At 69.2% G+C, this 18093-nt stretch carries 13 protein-coding genes and 3 pseudogenes; 13 read left to right on the top strand and 3 right to left on the bottom strand.

Going from position 1 to position 18093, the window contains the following annotated elements:
* The first annotated feature begins 11 nt into the window (after positions 1 to 11).
* The 3 genes and pseudogenes from ACZ7H1_RS36165 to ACZ7H1_RS36155 all read left to right on the top strand — a co-directional run.
* Positions 12 to 461, top strand: a complete 450-nt coding sequence (locus ACZ7H1_RS36165; protein ID WP_470792604.1) for a helix-turn-helix domain-containing protein — start codon at positions 12 to 14, stop codon at positions 459 to 461.
* Positions 462 to 1418: pseudogene (locus ACZ7H1_RS36160) on the top strand (IS30 family transposase); the annotation flags it as partial. It lies immediately after the preceding gene.
* 4 nt (positions 1419 to 1422) lie between these two features.
* Positions 1423 to 1655, top strand: a pseudogene (locus ACZ7H1_RS36155) (integrase core domain-containing protein); the annotation flags it as partial.
* Between the two features lie 222 nt (positions 1656 to 1877).
* On the opposite strand, the gene ACZ7H1_RS36150 reads toward ACZ7H1_RS36155, so the two are convergent.
* Together ACZ7H1_RS36150 and ACZ7H1_RS36145 are read right to left on the bottom strand one after the other, a co-directional pair.
* Entirely contained in the window at positions 1878 to 3134 is a 1257-nt protein-coding gene (locus ACZ7H1_RS36150) for an IS701 family transposase (protein ID WP_470792602.1), read from the bottom strand.
* Positions 3135 to 3279: 145 nt separating this feature from the next.
* Positions 3280 to 4068 carry a class I SAM-dependent methyltransferase gene (locus tag ACZ7H1_RS36145; protein WP_266973214.1) on the bottom strand — a complete coding sequence of 263 codons (789 nt, stop codon included), beginning with the start codon at positions 4066 to 4068 and terminating at the stop codon, positions 3280 to 3282.
* 149 nt (positions 4069 to 4217) lie between these two features.
* Between ACZ7H1_RS36145 and ACZ7H1_RS36140 the strand changes: the two are divergent.
* The 9 genes and pseudogenes from ACZ7H1_RS36140 to ACZ7H1_RS36100 form a co-directional block, all read left to right on the top strand.
* Positions 4218 to 4367, top strand: a pseudogene (locus ACZ7H1_RS36140) (IS701 family transposase); the annotation flags it as partial.
* 278 nt (positions 4368 to 4645) lie between these two features.
* On the top strand, positions 4646 to 5095 hold the full coding sequence (locus tag ACZ7H1_RS36135; RefSeq protein WP_470792600.1) for a hypothetical protein: 450 nt from the start codon (positions 4646 to 4648) through the stop codon (positions 5093 to 5095).
* A 232-nt stretch (positions 5096 to 5327) separates the two neighbouring features.
* Positions 5328 to 5501: a hypothetical protein gene (locus tag ACZ7H1_RS36130; RefSeq protein WP_470792599.1), complete on the top strand. Its 174-nt coding sequence runs from the start codon at positions 5328 to 5330 to the stop codon at positions 5499 to 5501.
* Between the two features lie 276 nt (positions 5502 to 5777).
* Positions 5778 to 6607 (top strand): IS5 family transposase gene (locus tag ACZ7H1_RS36125; protein ID WP_470792617.1). Its coding sequence is split into 2 segments (ribosomal slippage): positions 5778 to 6114 and positions 6114 to 6607, totalling 831 coding nucleotides; the frame shifts between segments, so codons are not numbered across the junction.
* A gap of 540 nt (positions 6608 to 7147) precedes the next feature.
* Positions 7148 to 8038, top strand: coding sequence for a hypothetical protein (locus ACZ7H1_RS36120; RefSeq protein WP_470792597.1), 891 nt, complete (start codon positions 7148 to 7150; stop codon positions 8036 to 8038).
* Positions 8039 to 8686: 648 nt separating this feature from the next.
* A complete protein-coding gene (locus ACZ7H1_RS36115; protein WP_470792596.1) occupies positions 8687 to 9733 on the top strand; it encodes a UDP-glucuronic acid decarboxylase family protein in 1047 nt (348 codons plus the stop codon).
* Positions 9734 to 9860: 127 nt separating this feature from the next.
* Entirely contained in the window at positions 9861 to 11735 is a 1875-nt protein-coding gene (locus ACZ7H1_RS36110; protein WP_470792594.1) for a glycosyltransferase family 2 protein, read from the top strand.
* A 66-nt stretch (positions 11736 to 11801) separates the two neighbouring features.
* Complete coding sequence (galE, locus tag ACZ7H1_RS36105) at positions 11802 to 12824, top strand: UDP-glucose 4-epimerase GalE (protein WP_470792593.1); 1023 nt, start codon at positions 11802 to 11804, stop codon at positions 12822 to 12824.
* A 64-nt stretch (positions 12825 to 12888) separates the two neighbouring features.
* Positions 12889 to 14310 carry a UDP-glucose dehydrogenase family protein gene (locus ACZ7H1_RS36100; RefSeq protein WP_470792591.1) on the top strand — a complete coding sequence of 474 codons (1422 nt, stop codon included), beginning with the start codon at positions 12889 to 12891 and terminating at the stop codon, positions 14308 to 14310.
* Here ACZ7H1_RS36100 and ACZ7H1_RS36095 read toward each other — a convergent pair.
* On the bottom strand, positions 14244 to 15959 hold the full coding sequence (locus tag ACZ7H1_RS36095) for a right-handed parallel beta-helix repeat-containing protein (RefSeq protein ID WP_470792590.1): 1716 nt from the start codon (positions 15957 to 15959) through the stop codon (positions 14244 to 14246). The genes ACZ7H1_RS36100 and ACZ7H1_RS36095 overlap by 67 nt on opposite strands.
* A gap of 599 nt (positions 15960 to 16558) precedes the next feature.
* Between ACZ7H1_RS36095 and ACZ7H1_RS36090 the strand changes: the two genes are divergently transcribed.
* Positions 16559 to 17989, top strand: coding sequence for a Mu transposase domain-containing protein (locus ACZ7H1_RS36090; protein ID WP_470792588.1), 1431 nt, complete (start codon positions 16559 to 16561; stop codon positions 17987 to 17989).
* Positions 17990 to 18093: the final 104 nt, after the last annotated feature.

Genomic DNA, 18093 nt, shown 5'->3' with positions numbered 1-18093 from the left:
CTAACGATCTCGTGCATGGTTGGTGGTGCGACTTTCGCCAAGGTGCCACTCACGACGTGCTGGCCTGCTGGTTCGGTGTCGACCGCTCCACGATCACCCGCGCCATCGGCGAGGTGCGGCCGCTGCTCGCAACGCGTGGCTGCACCATCGCGCCCGGCATCCGGCTCCGCACTCTCGCCGAGGTCATCGAGCATCTCGGAGCCAGCGGGCAAACCGGGATCATCGACGGCACCGAGATCCGCGCTATCGGACGGGCCGGGACACGCGGACAGTGCCTGCCGAGCCGACCCTCACAGGCTGCCCGCCAAGCGCGGACCAGCGCAGCGCGGCACCGAGGTTCCGACATCGGGGAAGTCCCTGCCCCGGCTCTCCCTGCACCACTGGCCCCACTGCCCGAGCACGGCTCGGGCCGGCGGCTTCTGGATCCGCGGCTTGCTCGCCGGGACGTGCTGCCTCGATGACTAGCGTCGGGAGTGACGACGGCAGCGGCCGCGGTGGCTGTTGGTGTGTCATGTCCGGTCGGAATCCGATGGTTCCGTCACGCTGGCGGGATGCCGCCGATCGTCTTGGATGAGCCCACCGGCCGCTATCTGTCGTTCGCTGAGCGTGAGGAGATCGTGCTGCTGCGCGCCCAGGAGTTCGGCGTGCGGGAGATCGCTCGCAGGATCGGCCGCGACGCGGGCACGATCTCACGCGAGCTGCGCCGCAACGCGGCGACCCGGGGCGGCAAACCGGGCTACCGGGCTACCGGGCTCTGGTGGCGCAGTGGAAAGCGCAGCAGGCTGCGAAGCGCCCGAAGACCGCGAAGCTCGCAAGCGACGAGAGGTTGTGTGAGTACGTGCAGGAGCGGCTCGCCGGCAGCGTCCGCCGCCCCGACGGCGTGATCGTCACCGGGCCTGAGACGCCGGGGTGGAAAGGTCTGAACAAGCCGCATCGGCAGGACAGGCGTTGGGTGACGACATGGAGCCCGGAGCAGATCTCGCACCGGCTCCCTGTCGACTTCCCCGATGACGAGTCCATGCGCATCAGCCACGAAGCGATCTACCAGGCGCTGTTCATCGAGGGCCGTGGCGCGCTCAAGGCGGGAACTCGTCACGTGTCTGCGCACCGGCCGGGCATTGCGGGTTCCCCGTGCACGGTCGCAGAACAAGCCGCAGGGGCATGTCACCGCGGACGTCATCCTCAGTGAACGCCCCGCCGAGGCCGGGGACCGCGCCGTCCCCGGACACTGGGAAGGTGATTTGATCATCGGGACGGGCCGCTCCGCGATCGGCACGCTCGTCGAGCGCAGCAGCCGCTCCACGCTCCTGGTGCACCTGCCCCGGCTCGAGGGGTGGGGCGGGAGTCCGCCCGCGAAGAACGGCCCCTCGCTCGGGGGCTATGGCGCGATCGCGATGAACGCGGCTCTCACCACGTCGACTATCGATAGGGAGGGTCGGGGCAGCAGGCGACAACGCGGCCATGGAGTCCTTCTTCAGCCTGCTGCAGAAGGACTCCATGGCCGCCGAAACCGGGCCACCCGCGAGGAACTGCGGATCGCGATCGTGACCTGGATCGAGCGGAACCACCGGCGCCGCCGACAAGCCGCACTCGGCCGGCTGACCCCCGTCGAATTCGAGACCGTCATGACCACATCGGCCCTCCAGGCCGCGTGACCCAACCTGTCACCCGAACCTGCACCAGACCCGAACAACGGCGCGCGACTGAGTGCGATCACGCCCGGGGTGACCCGGCACGGCGAAGACATCGGCCGGTGGCTCACCACCCAGCCCTCGCCGAGCTGGGCATGGACCGGGCACGGCAGGTGTCTGTGTGAGATCCCGAGAACGCAAGCGGCCCCGGGACCGGCCTAGTACTCCAGCCGTAGATCGTGATCTTCATGGCTGGGCGGCTGCTTGCCGTCGGTAGTGGCAGTCGCGGGCGCGGGCCTGGTGTCGGCGTCGCCAGTGTGACCAGCGGAGTCGGTGCGCGAGGTCGTGGGCCCGGCTGGTCAGGGTGGTGAGCAGGCGTTGGATCTCGTTGCAGGTCAAGGGGATCAGGTCGTCGGGGGCGGGGTGGTCGCGGCGTTCGGCGGCTGCGGTGACGGCGAGGAAGGCGTGGGCGAGCATCGCGAGGGTGACCCAGCGGTGCCAGGAGGTCCAGCGGCGGACCTGGTGCTCGTCCAGCCCCGCCAGGCCCTTGCCGGCCTGGAAGGTCTCCTCCACCGTCCAGCGCCGTCCGGCCACCCGCACCAGGTCGGACAGCGGGACGGAGTGGGGTGAGAAGCAGCGGTAGAAGGCGAGTTCGCCGCTTCTCCGGTTGCGGCGGACCAGCAGCCACCAGTGCCCGGGCCGGTAGGCGGGGCCGTGGATGTCGCCCTGGGCCCAGTCGTAGTACCGCTCGCCCTTGGCGCCCGCTCCGGCCGAGCGCCGCTGCCAGGCCCGTTTCGGGATCTTCGCCACGATGGCCTCGGCCGGGAACTTCCCTGCCACCGTGGTGACTTGGTGGGTGCTGGAGACTGCCAGGACGTAGCCGGTCCGGCGGTCTTCCAGCGCGGCCCGCAGGTGCGGGTTGTCGCCGTAGACCTCGTCGCCGGCGACCCAGCGGGCGGGCGTTCCCGCATCCAGGGCCCGGGTGATCATCCGAGCCGCCAGTACCGGCTTGGTCGTGAAGGTGAGGTCTTCGGGGATGCCGGCGGTCCGGCAGCGGTCGAGGTCGTCGGTCCACGAGCGCGGGACGTACAGGGCCCGGTCGATCGCGGCATGCCCGCAGGCGGCGGAGTAGACGAGGTAGACGGCGACCTGGGATTTCTCGATCCGGCCCGCCGTGCCGGTGTACTGGCGCTGGACGCCGACCGTGGCGGTGCCCTTCTTCAGGTCGCCGGTCTCGTCGACCACCAGCACGGCTTCGTCATCGGCCAGGTGCTCGACCACGTAGGCGCGTACGTCGTCGCGGACCGCTTCGGCGTCCCACTTCGCGCGGTGCAGCAGGTGCTGCATGCCGTCCGAGGTGGAGTCGCCCGCGTGCTCGGCCAGCGTCCAGCAGTTCTTCCTTGGCAGGTCCGCCAGCAGGCCCAGCACCAACGCCGTTGCGTGGCGGCGTGGTTCGACCCGCGCGAACCGGCCCGCTATACGGCCCGTCAGCTGGTCGAACATCGACCGCCACCGGGCAGGCACTACGCTGCGACCTGCGGCCACCGCCTGATCTTCGTTGGTCGACACAACTCACGATGATCAACGGTGGCCGCAGCCGTCTCCGCACCGGCCCCGACCAGCAAGATCACGACCTACGGCTGGAGTACTAGTCGGCCTGCAGGACGAAGAACAGGAAGCACAGGAAGCGCGGCTTGGCCGCGATGGCCTCGGGGAACATCTCGCGGGCGGCGGGATCAGGCTCCGGCTCGCTGATGACCGTAATCCGGAAACCGGCCCCGATGAAAGCCTCGATCATCGCGTGCAGCGGCCTGTTCCACCTGCTCACCAGGGCGGTATGGCCGCCAATGGTCCACTCCACGTTCCATTTGGTGGTGTCGAAGTAGTTGTGCTCGGCCTCGCGACCGGCCTCGCGGTGTATGAGGTTGATGGCAAAGGGATGGTCGACAGATGCGATCAGTCGACCGCCGGGCCTGAGTACGCGTCGCAGCTCGGCCAGCGCCGGACCCCAGTCCTCCAGATAGTGCAGCACCAGGGACGCCGTTACATCGTCGAATGTGTCATCAGCGTAAGGAAGCGGGCTGCCCAGGTCCGCCACCTGCAGGTCCGCACCGTCGCCGAGCCGCCGCCGAGCCAGCTCCAGCATCCCGGCACTCGTGTCGAAGCCACTCACAACGGCGCCGCGGTCGCGCAGCGCGGCAAACAGGGCCCCCGAGCCGCAGCCGGCGTCGAGAATCCGTCGGCCGGCCACGTCTCCAGCGAGGGCCAGCATCGCGGGCCGCTCGTAGTAGGCATTGACCAGGTTGGTTTCGTTTGCGGCCGCGTACGCCTCGGCGAAGCTGTTGTAGTCGTTGGTCTTCGACGGTTCCGCACTCACTGCGGACGGCGAGACCAGCTTGGTGGAGATCGCGTGCTCTTGGCGCTCACTTGAGATCATGGTGCGGGAGACGTGTGCTGCACCAGTTCAGTTCCGGGCCGCTCCCGGCGGCCCTCACATCCTTCGAGATCCAACGAGCCGTTCGTTCCCGAGTTCGTCCAGCACCGCCCGGTGCAGCCGACGCCACAGGCCGGCCTCGGTCCATACCGACCTGCAACGAGATCCAACGCCTGTTCACCACCCTGACCAGCCGGGCCCACGACCTCGCGCACCGACTCCGCTGGTCACACTGGCGACGCCGACACCAGGCCCGCGCCCGCGACTGCCACTACCGACGGCAAGCAGCCGCCCAGCCATGAAGATCACGATCTACGGCTGGAGTACTAGGCGGCCGGAGCCACCCATCAACAGCCCACCGTCCAGCAGGTCACGAAACGCTCCCGAGTGGCGTTGGCCACGGACGAACTACCCGGTCAAGGGGCGGTCAAGGGTCAACTGACCGTTTCAGAATGAGAGCGGTTTGGTGGGGTGGGATCAGAGCTGTCCCGCAACGCTCTGCGATAGCTGGGCGTCTGAGAGGCAAGCCGCGGGCCGAAACGCACTTGCCACTCGAGCGCCTGCGGGATGTCATGCCCTCATGAGCAGAATGGCGCAGGTCCTGGTCCTTGCACGCCACGAGGACGAAGTGATGGAGCCGCTGACGCGGCCGGACGAGACGCGTACGTGGCGCGGCTGTTTCGAGCAGATACCTGACTGGTTCGTGGGCGGCTGGTACCTGGAGTTCTTTCGGAAGAGTCAGCGCCGCGGAGTTCTCGCGGACCTGGAGGCTCTGCCGTGGAACAGACCGGAGTGTGTCCAGGTCTTGCTCCATGACGAGGATGACGATTGCTTCGGGATGTGGATGTTCCAGGAAGGGGTTTTGGTCGAGGTGTCGATCCCGCGCACCCAGCGGATCCATACCCCGCCAGCGTGGTATCAGGGCGACAGCCCCGATCCAGGATCTTTGTGGCGGACAGACGGCCCGGACTCAGGAGCCCTGCCCTCGCAGTTGCCTGAGCACGCGCAGGACCCACGATTGTCCTGGTGACGAGAATGCTGCGGGACGGCCTCTTGCCAGTCGGGCGTTGCGTCGGCAGGATCTGTTGGATGTCTGCTGACTTTGTGCCTGATGACCTGCGGGTTTGAACCCACGGTGACTCGCGCCACGACGGTTTTCCAAACCGAAACATCCAGCAGTTTCCGCGAGCCTGGTTGAGCCGTTGAGACGTCACCGGCCTCACAGGGCCGTTACCGTACGGATCACCCACACTGGAGGTCACATGGCTGACTACGCCGCTCATGCGCACAAGGCTCAGGAGTTGCTCGAAACGGTCGAGCGGGAGTCGAAGGGACGCCTGAGTGCTGAGACCCGCGTGCGGATGGCCCAGGTTGAGGCGCTCCTTGCGCTCGCCGCTGCGATAGGCAAGCAGGGGGTAGGCATCACACCTCGCTGATGGCGACCGATCCGGCTCGCGTCGTTCTGACACGTGCGCCCGGGCTCCTGCGGGCGGTGTGTCGTCGTCCCGGCGGCTGCGCCGTCCGGTGCACGGCCGAGGGCCAGCCAGCCGCCATCAGCTCCGTTGTGCGGGCCCGATGACCGTGAGTCCTACCTGCGCGGCGAGCCAGTGGGCGTAGGGCTCTCTGGTCCGGCGGCCGCCGAACACTGCGCTGCGGACGTGGACTAGAGCCTGTCGTCAAAGTGATCTTGGATTGTGGATCATGGAGTGGTGATACGTCGCCATGAACTGTCCGATGCCGAGTGGGACCTCATACGTCCGTTGCTGCCCCGGCCTGCGCTGGGGCGGCCCCGGCTGGACGACCGGATGGTCCTCAACGGGATCGTGTGGAAGTTCCGCACCGGTGTCCCCTGGCGGGACGTTCCCGAGCGATACGGCCCGTGGACCAGCCTGCACACCCGCTTCCGCCGCTGGGCGGCGGACGGCACGTTCGACCGGATGCTGCGGGCTGCGCAGGCGAAGGCGGACGCCGCGGGTGACATCGACTGGCTGGTGTCGGTCGACTCCACCATCGTCCGCGCCCACCAGCATGCCGCCGGGGCTCGAAAAGGGGGCACCAAAGCCCGGCCCTCGGCCGGTCCCGGGGCGGCCTGACCAGCAAGGTCCACCTTGCTTGCGACGGGGTCGGCCGCCCGCTCGCGTTCGTCCTGACCGGCGGGAACACGAACGACTGCACGCAGTTCACCACGGTGATGGACGCCATCCGGGTGCCCCGGACCGGACCGGGCCGGCCTCGGACCAGGCCCGATCACGTCATCGGCGACAAGGGCTACAGCTCGAAGGCGATCCGCACCTGGCTGCGGCGCCGCGGCATCAGGCACACCATCCCCGAGCGGGCCGACCAGGTGCGCAACCGGGCCCGGAAGGGCGGCCTCGGCGGCCGCCCTCCGGCCTTCGACAAGGAGGTCTACAAGCACCGCAACGTCGTGGAACGGTGCTTCAACCGCCTCAAGCAGTGGCGAGGCATCGCCACCCGCTACGACAAGACCGCCCAGTCCTACAAGGCAGCCGTCACCCTCGCCTCGATCCTGATATGGGCCTGACACTTTGACGACAACTCCTAGGACGGTGTGGTCATCGGCGAGTTCGTCTGAGTAGCGGATGTGGGTGTTGAAGAGGAGTGTTACTTCAGCGTGCTTGGAGTCACCGTGGAATCCCACCTCGGGCGCGTCCGGCCACTGCAGCGACTCCCAGTGGATCTCGCCCATGTTGGGACCGATCGCCGCGGTGAAAGCGTCCTCGATACTGCCGACCGGCTGGTCCCACACCTCCCACTCCACCGGCAGCCGCCCCTCGAACGCGGCCGCCTCGGCCGGCAGGCCGGCCGCGGGGACTCCAACGACCCAAGCGGGCTGGTCCTCGAACGGCACCCCTTCGAGCCACATTCCCAGCCCCGCAGCCCCGAGCCGCCGCCTGACGGTTGTTGCTGATCAGACCTCTGATTCGCCTCCATGGGCCGCCAGGTCCGCATGCACGTCCTCCTGGTCGCCCAGTCCGCGACCGCCCGCGCCCTCGGCGGCCCGGAGGTCCGCGAGTAGTTCGCCACCCGCATCCTGGCCCGCTACAGCATCAACGCCTGGCGCATGCTCGCACCCGAGGTCCACCCGGCGCCGAAGTCCACCAAGCACCACGGCCGCGCCCAGGTCGTCAGCGACGGCTCCGCCCGCGAGACGCAGGTCCTCTTCATCACCGACGCCGAAGCCCGCGAGTGGGCCAGCACCGGGTCGGCGGCCACGGGGAAGAAGCACGCGCCCGTCCCGGCGCAGCCCAGCCCTGTGCAGCTCCCGCAGCCGCCCGCCGAATCCCTCGCCGAAGCCTGGAGCAGCAGCGCCCCGGCGATCACCCCCGAGGCCGACCCGGTACCGGCATCGCCCTACGACGGCGACTTCCTCGCCGACGCCTGGAACCTCACGCCCCCGACCGTCGACCAGGTGGGCGGCAGTGCGGCCGGCACAACCACGGCGACGTCGCCGGCGACCCCGGCCCCGGCCGACGACGACCAGGCGGTGGGGCTGCGCGAGGCCCACCAGCACCACCTGCCGGACATCACCATCGCCGCCCTGCGCTACGCCCGCGCCAACGACCCGGCCTTCCCCGACCTCGACGGCGCACGGGTCGCCCATCTGTGGGCGAAGAACCTGCCGACGGTGACGCACCGCGGCAACGTCGCCGTCATCCACGACGCCCTGGTCGGCCTCGCCGCCGAACTCCGGCGCCGCACCGACCTCGACGGCGACCTCGACGGCGTGCCGCGCCTGATGGTCGTCCTGGACCGGGCCGACACCACCTTGCGGCACCTCGCCCAGTACTTGGAGACCTTCCGGCAGAAGGACGACCCGAAGAAGTCCCCGGCCATCACCGCCCTCGAGGAAGTCCTGTACGAGGGACGCGCGGCCCGCACCGACGTCCTCTACAACGGCCGGGCCTCGGCGGCGGCCTCGCCCCCGCCGCCCGGGAGCAGTTCGCCACGGTGATCCTCGCGCGGGTCGGCTCCAACACCTGGCGGCAGCTCGCCCCGATACCCGGCCCCGCCCCGAGGAACAGCCCGTTCCCGGCACCGCCCGCGTCATCCAGGACGGCACCGCCCGCCCGACGCAGGTGCTGCTCATGACCGACGCCGAAGCCGCCGACCGGCTCGCCGCCACAGCGGCCGGGGAGGTCTGACCCGGGCCGGACACGCCAAGCGCCCCGGGGGATCAGCATTGCCCCCGGGGCCCGGCTATTGCGGCGCTTCAGTTGCCGGTGTGCCCTGGGTCGGAGGCGTGCACTTCGGCAAAGGTGCGGTCGAAGGAGGTGGGCGACGGTAAGAAGACGGCCCGGGTCAAGGCGATCGTCGGCCGTTGACGCGCGCGGCGGAGGCTCACACGGGCGAGTGAGGCGGAAATGCGCGCTGATCGTGGCGCGAGGGCAAGGGCGTCTTGGGTCGACGGCGTGTGGCGCGTTGGACCTTGCGGCCAATCGGCGTAGCGCGGATTTGCACTGTTAAAAAAATGCCTTACCTATGTCCATATTCTTTGCCCGAGTTTCCCTCGAGCCCTTTCGCTTCCGGCCGTCGTGCACGTGGGCCGACTGCACCAGGAACGCGACATGAGGCTTTCCGCTCTCGATTCCTGGAGAACCGTATGCGCGTTGCCGTCACTGGCGGCGGTGGATTTCTTGGGTCGCATCTCTGTGAGGCCTTGCTGAGGCGCGGGGATGCCGTAGTGTGCCTGGACAATTTCTCGACGGGCGACCCCAGGAATATCGCACACCTGCTCCCCAACCCGGCATTCGAATTCATCCGTGCAGACGTCAGTGCCACCGCGGAGGTCCCCGGCCGCGTGGACGCCGTTACTCACCTGGCGAGCCCCGCGTCGCCGCCCGATTACCTGCGCCAGCCGCTGGAGACGCTCGCTGTCGGCAGCAGGGGGACGGAGAACGCGCTCCGTCTCGCACTGCGCCACCGTGCCCGGTTCATCCTCGCGTCGACGAGTGAGGTCTACGGCGATCCTCTGGTCCACCCGCAGGACGAGGATTACTGGGGCAACGTCAATTCCGTCGGACCCCGCAGTGTGTACGACGAGGCGAAACGATTTGCCGAGGCGATCTCGGTCGCATACCGCCGCACTCACGGTCTGAACGTCGGTATCGCACGGATCTTCAACACCTACGGTCCCCGCATGCGCCCGCACGACGGACGGGTGGTTTCCAGCTTCATCACCCAGGCCCTCACCGGCGAGCCCCTGACCATTTACGGCGACGGAAAGCAGACCCGCAGTTTCTGCTACGTCGACGATCTGGTCCGCGGTCTCGTCGCCCTGCTCGACTCCTCCGAGACGGGACCCTTCAACCTGGGGAACCCGGTGGAGCGAACGGTCACCGAACTCGCCGAGATGGTGCTGGAACTCACCGGCTCGCTGTCGGAAATCCAGTACCACCCGCTCCCCATCGATGACCCGACCCGCAGGCGCCCGGTCATCTCCCGGGCGCGGGAAGTACTCGGCTGGTCGCCCGAGGTGGATATCGAGGAGGGGTTGCGCAGGACGAGCGACTGGTTCGCCTCCCGACCCGCCGACCTCTCGGCCGGGGCCGCCGCGATCCGCGGGGGCCAGGAGGACGGGATGCCGCCCCCGAAGAAGTACGCCGGTGCCGTGTCCGTCATGGCGGAGTCCGTCCCCGCGCAGGCCTGAACAGCCCGGACCCTCCCCTCCGGCGGGGAGCGGCGTCACCGCACGCCCCTCCCCGCCGACCCCCTTCCTCCAGGCGGCCGTGAGGCTCTCGCGCCGCCACACCGAGACCATTCCGGAGCGCGCTCACATGACCCCGACCGAGCCAGGGCTCGTACGCGAGGCTGCCGCGACCGACGGGCGCATCCCCAGCCCTTCCGGAGAGCAGGCCACACTCACGGACCAGATCCGCGAGCTCTCCCGGGGCCGCGTCGCAGAGATTCCTCCCGACGGGCCCGTGTTCGCCCATCCGCGCCGCGCCCTGGAGACCCGCCCCACGAGCTTCGTCCGCCAGTTCGGCATGGCCGACAGGATCAAGGTGGCGGCGCTCACCACGGGATGGGTGGCCTGCCTCGTCTGGTTCTGGGTCTGGTGGCTGCGTCCCGAGCACCGGATCGGCTGGGTGGGCCTGGCCGTCAACAGCGCGCTGCTGTTCTACCTGGCGCTGCTGCCCGTGCACTTCCTGGTCGCGGTCGTCCGCCTGCGCCGCTTCGACTCGCAGGTCGAAGTCCCGTTGGTGCGTGCGGCGTTCGTCGTCACCCGCGCTCCGTCGGAACACTGGGACATCGCCCGCACCACCCTGGAGGCGATGCTCCAGCAGGACTACCCCCACCCCTACGACGTATGGCTGTGCGACGAGGACCCTTCCAGCGACGTCCTGGACTGGTGCGAGGCGAACGGCGTGCGTGTCTCCTGCCGCCGGGACCGCCCGGACTACCACCGGCTCACATGGCCGCGCCGCACCCGCTGCAAGGAGGGCAACCTCGCCTTCTTCTACGACCACTGGGGCTACCGGGACTACGACGTCGTCGCCCAGCTGGACTGCGACCACGTGCCGAGCCGGACGTACCTGACCGAAATGGTGCGGCCGTTCTCCGATCCGGCGATCGGCTACGTCGCCGCCCCGAGCGTGTGCGACGCCAACGCCGAAGTCTCCTGGTCCGCCCGGGGCCGACTGCATCGTGAGGCCGTCTTCCACGGGGCGGTCCAGCTGGGCCACTCGGCCGGCCTCGCGCCCTTGTGTATCGGCTCCCACTACGCGGTGCGTACGGAGGCGGTGCGGGACATCGGCGGCATCGGGCCCGAACTCGCCGAGGACTTCTCGACCACGTTCCTGATGAACTCGGCCGGCTGGCAGGGATCGTTCGCCATCGACGCCCACGCGAGCGGCGACGGCCCCGTCACCTTCGCCGCCATGGCCACCCAGGAGTTCCAGTGGTCCCGCAGCCTCGCGGTGATGCTCTTCGGGATGCTGCCGCGCCACCTGGGCCGCATGCGCGGCTGGCTGCGCCTGAGGTTCGCGTTCGCCCTGTCGTACTACCCCTTGCTCGCCGCGACCACGACGATGGGACTGGCTCTGCCTCCGGTGGCAGCCGTCACCGGTCTGCCGTGGATCAACGTGAACTACTTCTCGTTCCTCGGCCACTTCTGGGCGATGTCCGTATGGCTGATCCTCCTGACCATGCTCGTGCGCCGACGCGGACTGCTCCGCCCGGCCAAGGCCCCGGTCCTGAGCTGGGAGAGCTGGCTCTTCGGGCTCGCCCGCTGGCCCTTCGTCGCCTGGGGGGTGGGCGCGGCCCTGGTGCAGAAGCTGCGCCCCCGGCCGGTGGTCTTCAAGGTGACCCCCAAGTCCACCGACGGGCTCGAGCCCCTGCCGCTGCGGCTCGTGGCGCCCTACCTGATCATCACCACAACGCTGTCCTGCGCGGCCGTGACCGGCGAGCTCACCGGTCCCGCCGCGGGATATGTCTTCCTGTGCATCCTCGGCTCGCTCTCGTACGCGCTGGTCACCCTGACCATCGCCGCGCTGCACATCCGGGAGATGGCCCGTGCCGCGGGAGTGCCCACGCACAAGGCCGTGGTGACGGCCCGCATGCCCCTGCTCGCCGGGACCCTCGTGCTGCTGCCGCTCGCCCTGGCCATCGGCCTGTTCCCCGTCTACGCGGCAGGCATCTTCGGCTGGTGACACCGGCGCACCGGCCCTCCATCCCCACTTCACCCCAGACGATCACGGAGAAGGGATCCCACCCCCATGCCCACGACGGTCCTGGTCACCGGCGGTGCCGGCTTCATCGGCAGCCACACCTGCGTCGAACTGCTCGAGAACGGCTACGAGGTGGTCGTCGTCGACGACCATTCGAACAGCTCACCGGAGTCGCTGGAGCGCGTCGCGAAGATCGCGGGACGCCCGATCGCCGCCGTCTACCGGGCCGACCTGCGGGACCGGCGCGCGCTGGACGCCGTGTTCGCCTCGAACCCGATCGACGCAGTGATCCACTTCGCCGCGAAGAAGGCGGTGGGCGAGTCCGTGGAGATCCCGATCGCCTACTACGACATCAACGTCGGCGGCACGACCGCCCTGCTGTCGGCCATGCACGCGCACGGAGTGCACCGGCTGGTGTTCTCCTCGTCCTGCTCGATCTACGGGGACGCCACCAAGGTGCCTCTGGCAGAAGGTGATCCGGCGGCCCCGACCAACCCGTACGCCTCGACGAAGTGGCTCTGCGAGCAAGTACTGGCCGACACCTGCCGCCGCCTGCCGGAGCTCAGCGTGTTGGCCCTGCGGTACTTCAACCCGGTTGGCGCACATCCGTCCGGCCTGCTGGGTGAAGACCCCCGGGGCGTGCCCAACAACATCATGCCGTACCTGGCGCAGGTCGCCGTCGGCCGCCGCGAACGGCTCAGCGTCTTCGGAGACGACTACCCCACCCCCGACGGGACCGGCATCCGCGACTACATCCACGTCATGGACGTGGCCGAGGGACATCGGCGCGCACTGGAGCACCTCGGCGACGAGAACGGAATGCGCGTCTTCAACCTCGGTACCGGGGTGGGGTCCTCCGTCCTCGACCTCGTCGCCGCCTTCGAGCGGGCCTCCGGCAGGCCGATCCCGTACGAGGTGACCGGTCGCCGCCAGGGAGACGTGACCGAGCTCGTCGCCGATCCCACCGCGGTGGCGGAGGCCTGGAACTGGGCCGCGACCCGTGATATCGCCGCGATGTGCCGTGACGCCTGGCACTTCCAGGAACTCAACCCTGCCGGCTACACGGACTGACGCGTCCGACTCCGTCTCCGGTTCACCACTCCACTTACACCAACTCGTCAGACAGGAGCTTCGCGTGCGTTTGACCGTCATCGGTACGGGATACCTCGGAGCTGTGCACGCCGCGTGCATGGCGGACATCGGACACGAGGTCCTCGGCGTCGACGTCGATACCGAAAAGATCAGAGCCCTCACCGAGGGCAGACCCCCCTTCTTCGAGCCCGGGCTCGACGAGGTGCTGACCCGAGCCATCGACTCCGGGCGCCTGCGCTTCACCACCTCCCTCAGCGAGGCGGCGGCCTTCGGTCAGGTCCACTTCGTCTGCGTGGGCACCCCGCAGCAGGCCGGCTCCGATGCCGCCGACCTGCGCCACGTCGACGCCGTCATCGACGGGCTGGTCCCCCACCTGAGCAGCCCTTGCCTGATCGTGGGCAAGTCCACCGTGCCGGTGGGCACCACACCTCGTATCGCGGCCCGGCTGAGGGGGCTCGCCCCCGAGGGCGTGGACGTGGAGGTCGCCTGGAACCCGGAGTTCCTGCGCGAGGGGTTCGCGGTCGAGGACACGCTGCGGCCCGACCGGCTCGTGGCGGGCGTCACCTCACCACGCGCTGACCGGATCCTGCGCGACGTGTACGCCCCCATGCTTGACGCCGGCATTCCGTACATCAGCACCGACCCCGCCACCGCAGAGCTGGTCAAGGTCGCGGCGAACTCCTTCCTCGCGACCAAGATCTCGTTCATCAACGCGATGGCGGAGGTCTGCGACGCGGCCGGTGCCGATGTGAGCACCCTCGCCGACGCGCTCGGACACGACACCCGCATCGGGCGCCGCTTCCTCAACGCCGGCCTCGGTTTCGGCGGCGGCTGCCTGCCCAAGGACATCCGGGCGTTCACCGCGCGGGCCCGGGAACTGGGCGTCGAGGAGGCGGTGAGCTTCCTGCGCCAGGTCGACGACATCAACCTGCGCCAGCGGCTGCGGACCGTCGCCATCGCCCGCGACCTGGTGGGCGGTGCGTTCTCCGGACACCGCATCGCGGTCCTGGGCGCCACCTTCAAGCCGAACAGCGACGACGTCCGCGATTCGCCGGCGCTCGCCGTCGCGGCGGCGATCCACCGCGAGGGCGGTGAAGTACGGGTCCAGGACCCCGAGGGGATCTACAACGCCCACCTGGCCCACCCCGAGCTGCACTACGAGGACGACGTGCTGACCGCGTGCCGGGGGGCGGATGTCGTGCTGCACCTGACCGAGTGGAGCCAGTACCGGGAGATCGACCCGGTGAAGCTGGCACGCGTGGTGTGCGCACCGCGCCTGGTCGATGCTCGCAACAACCTCGACGCGGATCTGTGGCGCTCCGCCGGCTGGACCGTCCGGACACTGGGCAGGCCCGGCCCCGCCACGGTGCCGGGACCCCAGCGCGGCGGCGCCCTCGGTCACTCCTCGGCACGTGGCTGCGCGGCACCTGCGGAGGGCGCTGTACTCAGCCGTGCCCCAAAGTAGTCGACCGGGCCCGGGTTGACGCCGACCGACTGCAGCGTGACGGCGCCGTCCAGTTGGTCGGCGCACTGGGAGACGAGAGGGGTGGCCCCGGCCGCATCGGTGACCGCGGCCACCGCGCCCGCCAGGCACGGGTCGGCGCTGCTGCCCGTCGGGACAGTGCCGAGCAGTTCCTGTCCGGCCCGCTTCCGCCAGGCATCCAGGTCGGAGTACCGGGTCCTGCCCCAGTGCAGCTTCCAGTCGCCGGTGCTGAAGTAGTCGTTGCCCTGCAGCCGCACGAGACCCTGCGTGTAGTTGGTTTCCGAATCCACCACGGGAGCCCCGTTGGTGACGAAGATGTTGTTGCGGACGGCTACTCCGCTCATTCCGTTCCGCAGCCGCAGGGCCGGAGGCCGGTCGGCGCCGCTCGACCGCAGGACCACGGTGTTGTGGTAGATCTCCAGATTCCGCAGGAGGTCGCCGAAGGCCACGATGCCGCCATACCAGGACAGCTTCCTGGCGTCATCCCAGCTGTAGTTGAACCGCACGACGTTGTCCTTGTGCGCGTTGCTCGGCTCCCCCGAATACACGAGGAAGCCCGCGCCGTCGTTGCCGTAGGACAGGTTGTACTGGAGCACCGAGAACGAGACGTTGTTGTCCAGACCGAAACCCCCGCCATCGACGCGGGACCCGGTGCGGTTCCGGTAGGCCTTGTTGTTCTGGATGATCACGCGGGTCGAGTCGTAGGTCCAGATTCCCTCGGGCCCCTCCTCGGCCAGGGCCGAGGATTTCGCCCCGTTGTCGTACGAGAGCGACTGCTGAACAGTCGAGCCGCGAACGCTGCCGAGGACGATGCCGCTACCCGTGTTGCGGTCGTCCGCCGCCGGGTCTCCGGGATTGCTGTACGCCTTGACCCGCGTGATCGTGAGCTTCTCGTGCGCGTAGCGGGGATCCTTGGCCCTGAACGGCGGCCCGTAGGTGACCAGCCCGGCGTCCTGATTGTGGTGCACTGCCGAGTCGCCGATCCGGATGTCGCCGAATCCCGAGGACTGGGGACCGGCGCCGAGGCGAATTCCGTTCTGGAACCGGGACACGTCGACGCCGGTGATCCGCACGTGGTTCAAGCGCTTCCCGCCAGGGAGGTCGTTGAAGAAGCTGATGCCGTCCGCGCTGCCCTGCGCCTTGGCGTCGCCGACGATCGCCAGATTGCGGATCTCCACGCCGGCCGTGTTGTACACCGCGATTCCAGCCGTGCCCCGCGGCGCGATGGTGGCCCGACCGGCGCCGTACGAATCGATGACCACGGGCTTCCGCGCGCTGCCCGCGTCACCCGCGCCGATGGTCAGCCCACCTGCGAAGCGCGCCCCGCCTTTGAGCCGCAGACGGTCTCCCGGTCGGAACGGTACTTGGTCGGCTTTAGCGAGGGTGCGCCAGGCCGTGGCCTCGGACAGCCCGTCGTGTTCGTCGTCGCCGTCCGGACTCACGTAGAAGGTGAGGGCTTCCTTGGAAGGTGGCCGTGGCGGCGTGTAGGGCTTGAGGACATCGCATCCGGAAAGGAGGGCGATTGCACTCACGGTCACACCTGCGACGAGTTTCGCCCCGCCACGATGACCCCACCCAGCGGTCCGACGGTTGTGCATCATCCCGGTGTCGCCTTCCGTTCGGCTCCGCATCTCGCGTAACAAGGTGCCAGAGACCCCAGGTGCGTTACATCCGTGACATGGCGAGAACTGCCGATCTTCAAGATGATGACGTAATTGCGATTAATTGTCAGATGCTATGCATAGCTCGCCCTCGCCAGGACAGTGACCCTCCAGGCCTGCTGCGCGGGTATCTTCCAGACGAGCAGCAGTCAGTCCTGGAACCGTTGTCGCCGGGACGGGTAGAGGTCTGGCGGGGGCTTCGGCGGTGCTCGTGATGCGCTCCTGAACGATGCGGAGGACATCACTCCTGTTGATCGCATGTTCGATTTTTCGGCGCGAGCGTGCGCAGGTCACCGGCCACAGGTCTGGTGACACAGGTCTGGTGACACAGGGCGGTGGTCGCGAGGCTGGCCATGCCGTGTGCGGCGCGGCAGAGGTGAGAGCGGACAGCTCAGGATCCTTGTAGGTGGACAAGTCAGGTCCTGATCTGCGGACAGCCGATCTCCCTTTCCGCGGACGCATTCGTATCGATTCCGAACAGGTGATCCCTCCGGGGGTTGGCTCGGTGCTGCCTGGCAGCGAACCAACTCATTTCCGGAGGGATCGTGAAGAAGTCTGACAGAGAGATCATGGAAATCTTCGAGGCTCTCGACGCCACCGAGTGCGCGCGTTCGGCGGCTGCGCTGGCGGGGGTCGATCCGAAGACCGTACGCCGGTACGCACGAATCGACAAGCTCGACGAACGCCTTCAGCTGCTGGGGTTCGCCGGGGACGAGCGGACGACCCGGCGGGCGGTCGCACGGGCGAAGGAACGCTGGCGGGCCGGCCACCGCCGTACTTACCGGCCGTGGATCACCGAGCCCGGTCTCTGGTTGCAGTTCGACTGGGGATGGGGCCCGAAAGTCCCTGGTCCGGGCGGCGGCGCCGAGCGAGAGACGCTGTTGTTTTGCGCGTGGCTGGCCTGGTCCCGCTTCCGGGTCGTGATCCCGGTCTGGGACCGGACCCTGCCCACCGTCATCTCGTGCATCGACTCCACTTTGCGGGCGATCGGCGGGGCACCGACCTATGTGCTCACCGACAACGAGAAGACGATGACCATCGACCGGGTCGCCGGGATCGCGGTCCGTCATCCTCAAGTCGTCGCCGCGGGCCGCCACTACGGCCTCCAAGTCCACACATGTGTCCCATTCGATCCCGAGTCCAAGGGCGGCTCGGAGGCCACCGTCCGCATCGCCAAGGCGGACCTGATCCCCACCACCGCGAACCTGCGCGAGAAGTACGGCAGCTTCGCCGAACTCCGCGGGGCCTGCGCGATCTTCTGCCAGCAGGTCAACACCCGCGTCCACCGCGAGACGGGCAAGACCCCGGCCTCCGCCCTGGACGTCGAACGCACCCGCCTGCACCCACTGCCCGAGGCCCCTCACACCCTCGCGCTCGGCGAGTCCCGCCAGGTCCTGCGGGACCAGACCGTCCGTTTCGGCTCGGTCCGCTACTCGACCCCGCCGGGCCTGGTCGGCCAGGAAGCCTGGGTCCGCGCGGACGGCGAGGAACTCGTCGTCGTGGTCGACCTGTCCCAGCTCGCCCACCGGCCGGAATGGATGCAGGGCCCCGCCGGCCTGACGGAAGTCGCCCGCCATCCCCTGTCCCTGCCCGGACGTCCCGTCATCGACCTGGCGCACTACCCGAACCATCCGCAGGAGATGGACGGCTCCCCGCGCCAGCCCAAACCCAAGCCCGTCAACGACGCCGAGGAAGCCTTCCTCGCTCTGGGGCCCGGGGCGAAGTCCTGGCTGACCGAGGCCGGCGCCGCGGGCACCATCCGGATCCGGGTGAAGATGGCCGCCGCCGTCGAGCTCGCCGCCCTCATCGGCCCCGCCGAAGTCGACCTCGGCCTCGGTCTCGCGGCGACCGCGGGCCGGTTCGCCGAGGACGACCTGATGTCCATCGTCCAGCACCGCCGGCACGGCACCCGCCCCGCCGACCTCGTCGTCGCCGACGAATCCCACTCCGTCCAGCCCGGCACCTCCGCCTGGGCCGACTTCGGCCGCCCGGCTTCCTGATCCCCCGGTCCCGGGGGGGGGGGGGGGGGGGGGGGGGGGGGGGGGGGGGGGGGGGGGGGGGGGGGGGGGGGGGGGGGGGGGGGGGGGGGGGGGGGGGGGGGGGG

Source organism: Streptomyces sp. NPDC037401, from assembly GCF_055602345.1.
This window is presented reverse-complemented; position numbering and strand designations above follow the sequence as displayed.

What these genes read in the sequence shown, in the direction of transcription:
- ACZ7H1_RS36150 (WP_470792602.1), bottom strand. Translation starts at nt 3,134, where the DNA reads ATGTTCGACCAGCTGACGGGCCGTATAGCGGGCCGGTTCGCGCGGGTC.
- ACZ7H1_RS36145 (WP_266973214.1), bottom strand. Translation starts at nt 4,068, where the DNA reads ATGATCTCAAGTGAGCGCCAAGAGCACGCGATCTCCACCAAGCTGGTC.
- ACZ7H1_RS36135 (WP_470792600.1), top strand. Translation starts at nt 4,646, where the DNA reads ATGAGCAGAATGGCGCAGGTCCTGGTCCTTGCACGCCACGAGGACGAA.
- ACZ7H1_RS36130 (WP_470792599.1), top strand. Translation starts at nt 5,328, where the DNA reads ATGGCTGACTACGCCGCTCATGCGCACAAGGCTCAGGAGTTGCTCGAA.
- ACZ7H1_RS36120 (WP_470792597.1), top strand. Translation starts at nt 7,148, where the DNA reads ATGCTCGCACCCGAGGTCCACCCGGCGCCGAAGTCCACCAAGCACCAC.
- ACZ7H1_RS36115 (WP_470792596.1), top strand. Translation starts at nt 8,687, where the DNA reads ATGCGCGTTGCCGTCACTGGCGGCGGTGGATTTCTTGGGTCGCATCTC.
- ACZ7H1_RS36110 (WP_470792594.1), top strand. Translation starts at nt 9,861, where the DNA reads ATGACCCCGACCGAGCCAGGGCTCGTACGCGAGGCTGCCGCGACCGAC.
- galE (WP_470792593.1), top strand. Translation starts at nt 11,802, where the DNA reads ATGCCCACGACGGTCCTGGTCACCGGCGGTGCCGGCTTCATCGGCAGC.
- ACZ7H1_RS36095 (WP_470792590.1), bottom strand. Translation starts at nt 15,959, where the DNA reads ATGCGGAGCCGAACGGAAGGCGACACCGGGATGATGCACAACCGTCGG.
- ACZ7H1_RS36090 (WP_470792588.1), top strand. Translation starts at nt 16,559, where the DNA reads ATGGAAATCTTCGAGGCTCTCGACGCCACCGAGTGCGCGCGTTCGGCG.